Consider the following 12,087-nt stretch of genomic DNA (forward strand, 5'->3'; position numbering starts at 1 on the left):
CCCCGCGTCGGTCGTGTCATCCCCACCCGACACCCCGAGGACACGCATGCCTTCGACCTTCCTGCGCCGTGCCGTCGCCTTCACCGCGACGTCGGCGGCCGTCTGCGCGCTCGCGCTGACCGGATCGACCGCGGCCTCGGCCGCCATCGTCGCCGATCCCGTCCGTGACAGCGCCCCCGACACCTCCCTCGCACTGCGGGCGATCGGCTCGTACGAGACGGGCGTCTTCGACGCCTCGGCCGCCGAGATCGTGCACGCCTACAAAGACCGCCTGTTCGTCGTGAACGCGCAGGCCGGCGCCGTCGAGGTGCTCGACAACAGTGACCCGAGCTCCCCGACCGCGCTGTACACGATCACCGGTACCGGCGTGGCGAACTCGCTCGCCGTCCGCGCGGACGGCCTGGGCGTGGTCGCGCTCGAGGCCGAGGACAAGACCGCGCCCGGTCGACTGGTGTTCTTCGACGCCGACGCCGACACCGCGACCATCCTGGGCGAGGTGACCGTCGGCGCACTCCCCGACATGGTCACCTTGAGCGAAGACGGCGCTTTCGCCGTCGTCGCCAACGAGGGCGAGCCCGCCGACGACTTCTCCACCGACCCCGAGGGCTCCATCGGCGTGGTGGCGCTTCCCGGCGACAAGGCCGCTCCGGCGCAGGAGGCCGTCCGCACCGCCGGGTTCGCCGACTTCGAGGGGGGCGCACTCGACGCCGACGTCCGTGTGTTCGGACCCGACGTGGCAGCCCCCGACCAGGGCGACGCGCCCCTGGCATCCAACCGTGTCAGCCGCAACCTCGAGCCCGAGTACATCGCCGTCTCCGGCGGCACGGCCTACGCGGCGCTGCAGGAAGCCAACGCCATCGCCGAGATCGACCTCGCCTCGGCGACCGTCACGGACATCTGGTCGCTCGGGTTCAAGGACTACGGCACCGAGACGCTGGACGCGAGCGATCGCGACCCGAAGGACGCGCCCACCTACAACGAGAAGAGCCACCCCGGCCTGTTTGGCATGTACATGCCCGACGGCATCCAGGCCTACGAGGTGGGAGGGAAGACCTACCTCGTCACCGCCAACGAGGGCGACGGGCGCGAATGGGGCGACTTCACCGACACCGCACGCGCGAAGGACCTGGGATCCGACGGGCTCGCTCCCGTCTGCGACGACAGCGCCCTCGCCGACGAGCTCGACGACGCCGACCTCGGTCGCCTCAATGTCGCGACCGACATGGGCCTGAACGACGACGGCACCTGCTACACCGAGCTGTACACGTTCGGTGGTCGCGGGTTCTCGGTGTGGGATGCCGAGACGGGCACGCAGGTGTTCGACTCCGGCTCCGCGTTCGAAGAGATCACGCAAGCGGCGAACCCCGAGTTCTTCAACTCCAACCACTCCGAGTCCAACCTCGAGGGCCGCAGCGACGACAAGGGCCCCGAGCCCGAGGGCCTCGCGCTCGGCGTCGTCGACGGACGCACCTACGCCTTCATCGGTCTCGAGCGTGTGGGCGGTGTCATGACCTACGACATCACCGACCCCGCCGCGCCGACGTACGCCTCCTACCTCAACAACCGCGACTTCTCGGTCTCGATGGAGGACGACGTGACCGGCGACGAGGCGACCGACCGCGAGCTGCTCTCGCGCGCCGGTGACCTCGGCCCCGAGGGCGTGGAGTTCATTCCCGCCGAGACGTCCCCGAACGGCCGCCCGCTCCTGGCCGTCGGCAACGAGGTCTCGGGAACCACGACGCTCTTCGCGCTCGAGGACCCGAACGTGGCGGACATCGACATCCTCACGATCAACGACTTCCACGGCCGTCTGGAAGCCGGATCACAGGGCGAGGCCGGGGCGGCCGTGATCGCGGGCGCCGTCAAGGCCACCGAGGCGCAGAACCCGAACACCCTGTTCGTGTCCGCGGGCGACAACATCGGCGCCTCGACTTTCACGTCGCTGATCCAGCAGGACAGCCCCACGATCGACACCCTCGTCGCCGCGGGACTCGACGTCTCCGCCGTGGGCAACCACGAGTTCGACCGCGGCTTCGCCGACCTCACCGACCGCGTGCTCGCCGAGTACGGCGGGGGCCAGTTCGGTCTCGGTGCCAACGTCTACAAGAAGGGCACGAAGGAGCCCGTGCTCGACGAGTACGCGATCGAAGAGGTCGACGGCGTGCGCGTGGCCTTCATCGGCACCGTCACCCCCGACACCGCCACGATGGTCGACCCCGCCGGTATCGCCGGCATCGAGTTCGGCGACCAGCTCGAGGCTGCCGACCGCGTGGCCGACGAGATCACCGCGGGCGACCTTGCCGACGTGATCGTCCTGCTCACGCACTCGGGCGCCGCCACCTCGAACGACTGCGCGGACGTCGCAGCCGACCGGGCGGGCTTCGGCGCGCTGGCCACGGACGCCTCGCCGGCGATCGACGCCATCGTCTCGGCCCACACGCACCAGACGTACGCGTGCGACCTTCCCATCGCCGGCACCGATCGCACCCGCCCCGTGATCCAGGCGTCGGAGTACGGCAAGGCCATGGGTCGGCTGTCGCTGCGCTACGACAAGCGCACCGACGAGCTGGCATCCATCGAGGCCGTCACCTTCCCGCTCGCCAACGCCTTCCCCGCGGATGCCGCGATCCAGGCCATGGTCGACGGGTACGTCGCCGAAGCCGACGTCATCGGCGCGGAGCCGGTCGGCACGGTCAGCGCCGACATCCTGCGCGGAGGCACCCCCTCGGGAGCCGACCGCGGTGTGGAGTCGTCGATGGGCAACTGGGTCGCCGACGTGTACCTCTGGGCGACCTCGCAGAACCCCGCCTACGGAGGCACCCCGGCGCAGATCGCGCTGATGAACCCCGGCGGGCTGCGCGCCGACCTGCTCAAGGGCGACGACGGAGTGGTGACCTACAAGGAGGCCGCTCTCGTGCAGCCGTTCGCCAACACCCTCGTCACGGTGACCCTCACCGGCGCGCAGATCCGCGACATCCTGAACCAGCAGTGGAAGGCCACGGGTGACCGTCCGAAGCTGCACCTGGGCGTCTCGGAGGGCTTCAGCTACGAGTACACGCAGGACGCGACCAACCCCCGCGTCGGCTCCGTCGTGTCGATGACGTACAACGGCCGGACGGTCGCCGCGACCGACACGTTCACCGTGGTCACCAACTCGTTCCTCGCGAATGGCGGTGACGGGTTCCCGACGTTCGCGGAGGGCACCGATCGCACCGACACGGGCCAGATCGACCTGGATGCCACGCTCGCGTACTTCCGCGCGGTGCCGGTGGTCGACCCGGCCCCGACCGGTCGTGCGATCGTCTCCACCGGCACCACGCCCGGTGGCGACGACAGCGGGCAGCCGGGCACCGAGCAGCCGGGCACCGAGCAGCCGGGCACCGGCTCTTCGGGCAGCACCGGCACGTCGCCCTCGAGCGCGCAAGCGGGCAGCGCCCTGGCGACCACGGGGGCCCAGGCCCCGTGGGGCCTGGCTCTGGCGGGGGCGCTCCTCCTGGTCGGGGGCGGTCTCGCCTTCGCCCTGCGCGGTCGCCGCACGGTCTGACCCCGCACGCACGAACGGCCTCCACCCCTCACCGGGTGGGGGCCGTTCGGCATCCCGCATCCCCTCCTCTGCCGAGCCGTCACGCGGAGTCACTCGCCGACACGCCGCCCCACGACCCCACCGGCCGACGTGTCGCACCCGAACTCCGCCCGACGGCGCCCGGGCGCGGCGCCCGACCACCGCACGACGGCACGGCCGCGGGCCGCTCAGTACCTCCGCAGCAGTGCCGCCAGGGCCTGTCCACCGCCGATGCACATCGTCACGACGGCGTACTCGAGGTCGCGGCGCCGCAGATCGAGGGCGGCGCGAACGGTGAGGATCGCACCGGTCGCACCGACGGGATGCCCGAGCGCGATGGCGCCGCCGTACGGGTTGACCTTCTCGGGGTCGAGGCCCGCGTCGCGGATCACCGCCACGGCCTGCGCCGCGAACGCCTCGTTCAGTTCGATCACGTCGACATCGGCCGGGGCGAGCCCCGTCTGCTCCCACAGCCGCTGCAGCGCGAGGACCGGGGCGTACCCCATGATCTCGGGGTCGACCCCCGCCGTCGTGACGGCCTCGAGGGTCGCGAGGCCCGTGAGCCCGCGCTCGCGCACGTCCTCCTCCCGCATCAGCACGGTCGCGGCGGCACCGTCGTTGATCCCGGACGAGTTGCCGGCGGTGACCGTTCCGTCACGCTCGAACGCCGGCCTCAGCCCCGCCAGCACCTCGAGGGTCGTCCCGGGCCGTGGGTGCTCGTCCACCGACACCTCGAGCGGCCGCTTCCCGCCGGTCGTCACGGGGACGATCTCCTCCGCGAACGCCGCACGACTGGCATCCAGAGCCGCCCTCCGCTGACTCTCGACGGCGAAGGCGTCCTGCTCCTCGCGCGACACGGAGTACCGGGATGCCACGGTCTCGGCGGTCGTACCCATGTGGCGGCCGCTGAACGGGTCGGTGAGGATCGCGAGCGTGCCGTCGAGGAGCGTGCGGTCACCGAGGCGGGTGTTGCCGCGGGAGCCGTAGTCGAGGAACGGCGTGCGGGACATGCTCTCGTCGCCGCCGGCGACCACGACGTCGACGCCGCCCCAGCGCAGTTCCTGCGCGCCGGACCAGATGGCCTGCAGCCCCGACCCGCACAGGCGGTTCACCGTGAACGCGGGGACGCGTGTGGCGAGCCCCGCCGCGAGCGCGACGCGGCGGGCGTTGTAGGCATCGGGGCCGTTCTGCGCGATACAGCCCATGATGACCTCGTCGACCGCCTCCTTCGGCACACCTGCCCGCTCGAGTGCGGCGGTCACCGCCACCGCGCCGAGCTCGTGCGCGTCGATGCTCGACAGCGTGCCGCCGAACGATCCGATCGGGGTGCGGGCACCGGAGACCAGGACGATGCGGGAAGCGGTCGATGCCATGCGGACCTCCGAGAGGGATGGGGATGACAGCATTGTGCCCGCGAGAGCCCTGTCCCGGGGCTTTCCGATGCGGACGCACACTGGCGCGGGGGGATGACGCGCTGCCAGACTGACCGCATGCTCGTCACGACCATGAACGATGTCCCCGGCCGCCAGATCGTCGAGGTCTACGGGGAGGTGACCGGTCTGACGGTGCGCGCCCGCAACATCGGCGTGCAGTTCGGCGCAGGGCTGAAGTCGATCTTCGGCGGTGAGCTGGAGGGCCTCACCAAGCAGTTGCAGGAGAGCCGCGACGAGGCCAAGCAGCGCCTCATCGAGCAGGCGGAGGCCCTGGGCGCGGATGCCGTCATCGCGATGCGCTTCGACACCAGCGAGGTCGCGCAGAACTTCCAGGAAGTCGTCGCCTACGGCACTGCCGTGAAACTCGGCTGACCCGCCGGAGCACCGCCGCGCCCGTCACGGCGCCCATCCGCCCCGTTCCCGCCCCCGTCGCTCCTTCGCTCACCGACACGGAACAGGATGCCGGGCAGCCGGGGCGCGGCCCGACGCGTCAGCGCCACGATTCCAGGGTCGTGGCGACGGATGCCAGCGTCGCCACGGCCGCGTCACGATCGGCGCGGGCGAGGGTGAGTGCCGCCACGACGAGCGACGCGCACACGGCCGACAGGGCGTCCACGGCATCCGACGCGAGATCGGGACGGCGGTCGGCGACGGCGGCGCGGATGGCGGCCCGCATCTCGGCGGCGTAGCCCGAGACGAGGGCGCGCACGTCGTCGTCATCGGAGGCGAGCGGCGACGAGCCGGCGTTGAGCAGCAAGCAGCCAAAGCGCGCGCGGGGGCTGTCCGCCGCGATGGCGGCGCTCATCTCATCGACGTACGCCTCGAGGGCGCCGGGGTCTCCGCCGCCCAGGGGACGCAGGCGCGCGCGGACGATGTCATCGAGGTAGGCGGCCAGCACGGCATCGAAGAGCCCCCGCTTGCTGCCGAAGGCGTTGTAGATGCTGGAGCGTGTGAGACCGGTCGACTCCTCGAGCTCGGCGATGCCGGTCTCGGCGTATCCGCGCCGCCAGAACACGTCGCGCGCGGCGTCGACGACCTCGCGGCGGTCGAAGGTCGGCATCCTGCCCATGGGTGTCCTTCTCTCCGGTACAGGACTATATTAGACCGATCGTTACAAAATGACCATGGAGGAAACCCATGCGCGCGATCGTGCACCCCCGCTTCGGCGAACCGGCCGACGTTCTCGACGTCGAAGAACTCGACACCCCCGAGCCCGGCCCCGGCCAGGTGCGGCTGCGAATCCTCCTCTCGCCGATCCACAACCACGACCTGTGGACGATCCGCGGCGACTACGGCTACAAGCCCGAGCTCCCCGCCCGCGCCGGAACCGAGGCGGTCGGCGTCATCGACGCGGTCGGCGAGGGTGTCGAGGGGCTCGAGGTGGGCCACCGTGTCGCCACTGGCGGCACCTTCGGCGTGTGGGCCGAGTACGTCCTGGCCCCGGCCGCGGGCCTCATCCCCGTCGCCGAGGGACTGCCCGATGAGATCGCGGCACAGCTGGTGTCGATGCCCTTCAGCGCCATCAGCCTCCTCCACTCGCTCGATCTGAAGCCGGGCGACTGGATCGTGCAGAACACCGCCAACGGCGCGGTGGGGCGCATGGTCGCGCAGATCGCGAAGGCCCGTGGCATCCATGTCCTGGGGCTGGTTCGTCGACAAAGCGCCGTCGACGAGCTGGCTCAGCAGGGGATCGGAGACGTCGTGTCGACCGACGCCCCCGACTGGCGCGAGAAGGCCCTCGCGATCGTCGACGGCGCGCGCGTGGTCGCCGGCGTCGACTCGGTCGGCGGGACGGCGGCGGACGACGTGCTGTCGCTGCTGTCCGAGAACGGCACGCTCGTCATCTTCGGCTCGATGGGCGCCGGGAAGCTCGAGCTCTCGACCGGCGACATCATCTTCCGTCAGATCACCGTGAAGGGTTTCTGGGGCAGCGTCGTCAGCAAGACGATGGATGCCGAGACCCGCGGCGCCCTGTTCGGCGAGCTGTCCCGTTACCTCTCCGACGGCACCGTCACCCTCCCGGTCGCGGCGACGTTCGCCCTCGACGACATCCGTGAGGCCGTGACCGCGAGCCTGTCGCCGCGCGTGGGCAAGGTGCTCCTGCGCCCGTAAGGCCCGGGGCGTCCGCCCCTTCGCTCGAGTGTCCAAGACACGCCGTTGCTGCCCACCCGCACGCGGCGTGTCTTGGACACTCGGCGTTTTGGGGCGTGGGCGGCGCGAGCGGCGCGGGCGGACCTCAGGCGAGCAGGCGCTCCAGCGCATCCAGGACGGGGCGCTGTCCCTTCACGAGCCGGTCGCGGGCGGTGTCCACGTCCGTCCACTCGGCGCGGTCGACCTCGGGGAACGACGCCGTGCGACCGGACCGCGGCGGCCACTCCATCTCGAACTCGCCGAACACGAACCCGGATGCCTCGAATCCTGCGCCGTCGCCGGCGAAGACGATGAGCTTCTTCGCGGACGACGCGGCGAAGGTACCCAGCTCGACCCACTCCCCCGTCGGGGGCTCGACGCCGAGCTCCTCGCGGAACTCACGCCGCGCGGCATCCTGGGGCTCTTCCGCTCCCGGCTCGAACTCTCCCTTGGGGATCGACCAGGCGCCCGCATCCTTGCGCGCCCAGAACGGCCCGCCCATGTGCGCGACGAACACCTCGAGCGCGGGATGCCGCCGGTACAGCAGCAGTCCCGCACTCCAGGCGACCATCAGGCGCCTGCCGGCACGCGCACGGCTTCGTCGGCGATCACGTCCGCGCGCTTGCGGAACGTGCGCGCCGTGACGCGATCGAGGGCGATCTGACCGCGCATGCGCTCGGCCTTCTCGTACAGCGACGGACCGCCGAAGCCGGTGAGCACCTTCACGAGCACCGGCAACAGCTCGATCATGAAGAACAGCGCGGCGATGAGCCAGTGCGCCCACCGCAGCGTCGGCTCGCGCTCCGAGAGCCGCTCGAGCGCGGAGATCTGGCTGAGCAGCCCCACGGCCCCGGCGTTACCGTCGGCGACGGACGCGGCGCGATCGTTGTAGGCCGTCAGCGCTGCCTCGTACTGGGCTCGCGCCGCCGGGAGCTGGTCCTGCGCCTGCTGCTTGTTCTGGTCGGCCGACGCGGCTGCGGCCTCGGCACCGGCCGAGTTCGCCGCCGCGAGCTCCGTCTGGGCCTGCTGCAGCTGAGCCGACAGGGCGTCGTACGCCGACTGCGCCTGTGCGAGCTGGGCCTGGGCGGCATCCGAACTCGCCCCGTCACCCGCGACCCCGGTGCAGCCGGGGACTTCGCCGGCACCCTGGCCGGTCAGCTCGCACTGGTACACCGCACGCGCCTGATCGATGACCGCCTGCTGTGCGGCGAGCTGCTGCGTCAGCTGGTCGACGGTCTGCTGCGCGGCCGCGGCCTCCGCCGACGTCGACGAGGTCCCGGCCACGATGCCCGTCGCGGCCTGGTTCTCCAGCGCCGCGACCTGCGCGCTCGCGGCATCCAGGGCCGGCTTCTCGGGGCCGTTCGCCACGGCATCCTGGTCGCTCAGGGCCTGCGTGACGTTGGTCGAGTTCACTTCGCGGTTGATGTCGTTCTGGAAGACCTGCAGGACGAGCGGCTCGGCGACGACGATGCCGATGAGCGCCGCCATGATCACGCGCGGGAAGGCCAGGCCCAGCAACCGGAAGATGTTCGTGGTCGATCGCATCGTCGAGGTGAGGAAGCGGTCGAGGTTGAAGATGATCAGGCCCCACACCAGCGCGAGAGGGATCGCGAGGAAGATGCTGACCCGCACACCCGTGAGCAGCGCGAACATCATCGACAGCCCGGAGACGAGCGCCGTCCCGGCGAGCACCAGGAACATCTGCACGAAGCGCGGAACCTCTTCGGGCACTTCGTCGAGCACGTCGTTGTCGGCACCGCCGAGCACCGCCATGCGCCGCACGAGCGACAGGCTGGGACGACGGGGGTCGGCACGCCGCAGGCGCGGCGGACGGGGATCGGATGCCACGGGCGCGGGGAACGGCGCCGCCTCGGGCAGCACGGGCTCGGGTTCCGCGGACTCGGGTTCCGCGGACTCGGTCTCGGCCCCGGAAGGCTCGGCCCCGGTCTCGGCCCCGGAAGGCTCGGCCTCGTCGCGGGCGAGAGGCGCGGGCTCCGGTTCCGGCCCGGCGACGAACGGGTCGGGCTCCGGCCACACGAACGGAGCGGTGTCGTCGTCACCGGCGGGCGGCGCACCCCAGGGCTCGGTGGGGTCGGCAGGGGTCACGTCATCAGCTGAGGTGGAGCCGGCTTCGTCACGCTGCTGGGCGAGGATGTCGTCGAGGTACTGGGGCTCGCGCTCATCGTCCGTCGTGAACTCGATGCGGCCATCGGATCCGAAGCGACCCGGCCGGTGAGCGGAAAAGGACATTCGCACAGGGTACGACGCCGATCCTGCGCTCTCCTGAGCGGGTCCTGAGCCGTTGCCCAGGCCCCGCTCAGGGGTGGATCAGACCAGACGCTTCTTGGGCGAGACCTCGTACGTGTTCTCGGCGTCGGAGAACACGGCGTCGCCGAGCGCCGTGTCGATCGCGGCGAGAGTGTCGGCATCGAGCGTCACACCCGAGGCCTTGACGGTGTCGGCGAGCTGCTCGGGACGCGAGGCGCCCACGAGCGCGGCGGCGATGTTCGGGTTCTGCAGCACCCACGCGATCGCCATCTGCGGCATGCTCAGCCCTGCCTCGTCGGCGATCGGCTTGAGGCGCTGGACGGCCTCGAGCACGTCGTCGCGCAGGAACCGCTTGATGAAGGTCGCCCCGCTCTTCTCGTCGGTCGCGCGCGAGCCGTCGGGAACGGGCTGGCCCGGAAGGTACTTGCCGCTGAGCACGCCCTGCGCCATGGGCGACCACACGATCTGTGAGATGCCGAGCTCTTCGCTGGTCGGCACGACCTTGCCCTCGATCACGCGCCACAGCATCGAGTACTGGGGCTGGTTCGAGATCAGCTGGATGCCGAGCTGCTTCGCGAGCGCGTGACCTTCGCGCAGCTGCTCCGCGGTCCACTCGGACACACCGATGTAGAGCGCCTTGCCCTGGCGGACGATGTCGGCGAAGGCCTGGAAGGTCTCTTCGATCGGCGTTTCGTAGTCGAAGCGGTGGGCCTGGTAGAGGTCGACGTAGTCGGTGCCCAGACGCTTCAGCGAGCCGTTGATCGACTCCATGATGTGCTTGCGGCTCAGGCCCGTGTCGTTAGGACCCTGCGGACCGGTCGGGAAGTACACCTTCGTGAAGATCTCGAGCGACTCGCGTCGCTGGCCCTCGAGGGCTTTGCCGAGGACGACCTCCGCCGCCGTGTTGGCGTACGTGTCGGCGGTGTCGAACGTCGTGATGCCCGCATCGAGGGCGGCGTGCACCGTCTTGATCGCGGCATCGTCACCGACCTGCGAACCGTGGGTCACCCAGTTGCCGAGGGTGATCTCCGAGATCTTGAATCCACTGTTGCCGAGGTAGCGATAACCGACCATGGGTCAACGCTATCGGCGGCATCCGACATCGGGGCCGTCGCCCGCGTCCCGGTTAGCCCGACGCCCGCATCCCGCTACGCATAAACACGATTGGCGCACATAAACGCGCCGAGAACGCGTTTCTGCACGTGGATCGCGTTTATGCGCGGCAGATCGCCTTCGGGCGTGCGAGATGCGCTCGCCGCGCGGCCCTCCTCCCGCGACGTGACGGGCATCAACCCACCGGCGTCTCCGCCGCGGCACGCATCACCGGCGACTCCGCCGCGGCGCGCATCACCGGCGTCTCCGCCACGACGGGCATCAGCCCACGGGCGTCTCCGCCGCGGCGGCCTCGTCTTCCTCGGTCGCGACGAGCTGTCCGCACGCGCCGTCGATCTCTTTGCCGCGGGTGTCGCGAAGGGTCGTCGGGATGCCGGCGTCGTTGAGGCGTCGGACGAATTCGTTCTGCACCGGCACCTCGGACGCCGTCCAGATCGACCCGGGCGTCGGGTTCAGCGGGATGGGGTTGACGTGCACCCAGCCGCGTCCGCGGGCGTTGAGCTTCTCGGCCAGCAGATCGGCACGCCAGGCGTGGTCGTTCATGTCTTTGATCAGGGCATATTCGATCGAGACGCGGCGTCCGGTCTTGTCGAAGTAGGCGCGGGCGGCATCCAGGGCCTCGTCGACCTTCCAGCGCGAGTTGACCGGGATCAGCTCGTCGCGCAGGCCGTCGTCGGGCGCGTGCAGCGACAGGGCGAACGTCACCGGGATGTCTTCGTTCGACAGCTTCGTGATCGCCGGGACGAGACCCACCGTCGACACCGTGATGCCGCGCGCGCTCATGCCCAGACCGTGCTCCTTGTCGACCATCACGCGCACGGCCTGCATGAGACGGGCGTAGTTCGCCAGGGGCTCCCCCATGCCCATGAAGACGATGTTCGTCACGCGCTCGTCCTCATGGCCGACCTTGCGCGGGTCGCCGAGTCCGCCCGCACGGATGAGCGCGTTGGCGCGCACCACCTGGTCGACGATCTCGGCGGCCGACATGTTGCGCGTGAGGCCCGCCTGCCCGGTCGCGCAGAACGGGCAGTTCATCCCGCACCCGGCCTGGCTGGACACGCACAGCGTGATCCGCCCCGGGTAGCGCATGAGCACCGACTCGACGAGCGCACCGTCGTGCAGCTTCCACAGGAACTTGATCGTGTCACCGCGGTCGGTCTCGAGTCGGCGCACCTCGGTCAGCAGCGGCGGCAGCAGCCCCGCGACGAGCTCGTCGCGACCGGCTGCCGGAAGGTCCGTCATCGCGGCTGCGTCGGAGGTGTAGTGCGTGAAGTAGTGCTTCTCGAGCTGCTTCGCGCGGAAGCCGGGGAGGCCGAGTTCCTTCACCTTCGCCACGCGTTCCTCGGCCGTGAGGTCGGCCAGATGGACGGGCGGCTTGCCGCGCTTGGGACTGGCGAACTGCAGCAGCGGACGGCCGGTGGCATCCTTCTGCTGCTGCCATCCTTCCGTCTTCGGGCGCACCTGTCGGATGCCGGTGTCGGCCGGGGCCCCCGCGGGACGCACCTGCCGGGGCTCGGTCTCGCGCACGGGGGTCTGATCGGTCATAGGTTCCAGGGTACCGGCGGCCACCTGCGCCCCGGC

General features: G+C 70.7%; 9 protein-coding genes. 3 read left to right on the forward strand and 6 right to left on the reverse strand.

The genetic code is table 11. The features are described from left to right. Window positions 1-46 precede the first annotated feature (46 nt). Window positions 47-3,544: a choice-of-anchor I family protein gene (locus tag LL239_RS01245; RefSeq protein WP_228161618.1), complete on the forward strand. Its 3,498-nt coding sequence runs from the start codon at window positions 47-49 to the stop codon at window positions 3,542-3,544. Between the two features lie 206 nt (window positions 3,545-3,750). Here the strand turns inward: LL239_RS01245 and LL239_RS01250 are convergent, their stop codons facing one another. Next, the gene (locus LL239_RS01250) at window positions 3,751-4,935 is read right to left on the reverse strand and encodes a thiolase family protein (RefSeq protein ID WP_228161619.1); all 1,185 of its coding nucleotides are present in this window, start codon (window positions 4,933-4,935) and stop codon (window positions 3,751-3,753) included. A gap of 117 nt (window positions 4,936-5,052) precedes the next feature. Between LL239_RS01250 and LL239_RS01255 the strand changes: the two genes are divergently transcribed. Further along, window positions 5,053-5,367 carry a YbjQ family protein gene (locus tag LL239_RS01255; protein ID WP_128218063.1) on the forward strand — a complete coding sequence of 105 codons (315 nt, stop codon included), beginning with the start codon at window positions 5,053-5,055 and terminating at the stop codon, window positions 5,365-5,367. Window positions 5,368-5,485: 118 nt separating this feature from the next. Here the strand turns inward: LL239_RS01255 and LL239_RS01260 are convergent, their stop codons facing one another. Beyond that, window positions 5,486-6,055 carry a TetR/AcrR family transcriptional regulator gene (locus tag LL239_RS01260; RefSeq protein ID WP_228161620.1) on the reverse strand — a complete coding sequence of 190 codons (570 nt, stop codon included), beginning with the start codon at window positions 6,053-6,055 and terminating at the stop codon, window positions 5,486-5,488. Between the two features lie 77 nt (window positions 6,056-6,132). Between LL239_RS01260 and LL239_RS01265 the strand changes: the two genes are divergently transcribed. Further along, window positions 6,133-7,107: a zinc-binding dehydrogenase gene (locus LL239_RS01265; protein ID WP_228161621.1), complete on the forward strand. Its 975-nt coding sequence runs from the start codon at window positions 6,133-6,135 to the stop codon at window positions 7,105-7,107. A 124-nt stretch (window positions 7,108-7,231) separates the two neighbouring features. Here LL239_RS01265 and LL239_RS01270 read toward each other — a convergent pair whose 3' ends face one another. The 4 genes from LL239_RS01270 to rlmN all read right to left on the reverse strand — a co-directional run bounded on the left by LL239_RS01270 (window position 7,232) and on the right by rlmN (window position 12,051). Further along, window positions 7,232-7,696 (reverse strand): NUDIX domain-containing protein, encoded by a 465-nt coding sequence (locus LL239_RS01270; RefSeq protein ID WP_228161622.1) that lies wholly within the window; start codon window positions 7,694-7,696, stop codon window positions 7,232-7,234. Next, window positions 7,696-9,375 carry a DUF4407 domain-containing protein gene (locus LL239_RS01275; RefSeq protein ID WP_228161623.1) on the reverse strand — a complete coding sequence of 560 codons (1,680 nt, stop codon included), beginning with the start codon at window positions 9,373-9,375 and terminating at the stop codon, window positions 7,696-7,698. The genes LL239_RS01270 and LL239_RS01275 overlap by 1 nt, the downstream gene beginning before the upstream one ends. Window positions 9,376-9,453: 78 nt before the next feature. Next, complete coding sequence (locus LL239_RS01280) at window positions 9,454-10,467, reverse strand: aldo/keto reductase family protein (RefSeq protein WP_228161624.1); 1,014 nt, start codon at window positions 10,465-10,467, stop codon at window positions 9,454-9,456. A 300-nt stretch (window positions 10,468-10,767) separates the two neighbouring features. Then, entirely contained in the window at window positions 10,768-12,051 is a 1,284-nt protein-coding gene (gene rlmN / locus LL239_RS01285; protein ID WP_228161625.1) for a 23S rRNA (adenine(2503)-C(2))-methyltransferase RlmN, read from the reverse strand. Window positions 12,052-12,087: the final 36 nt, after the last annotated feature.

This window comes from Microbacterium testaceum (genome assembly GCF_020781835.1).
Lineage (GTDB): Bacteria > Actinomycetota > Actinomycetes > Actinomycetales > Microbacteriaceae > Microbacterium > Microbacterium testaceum_H.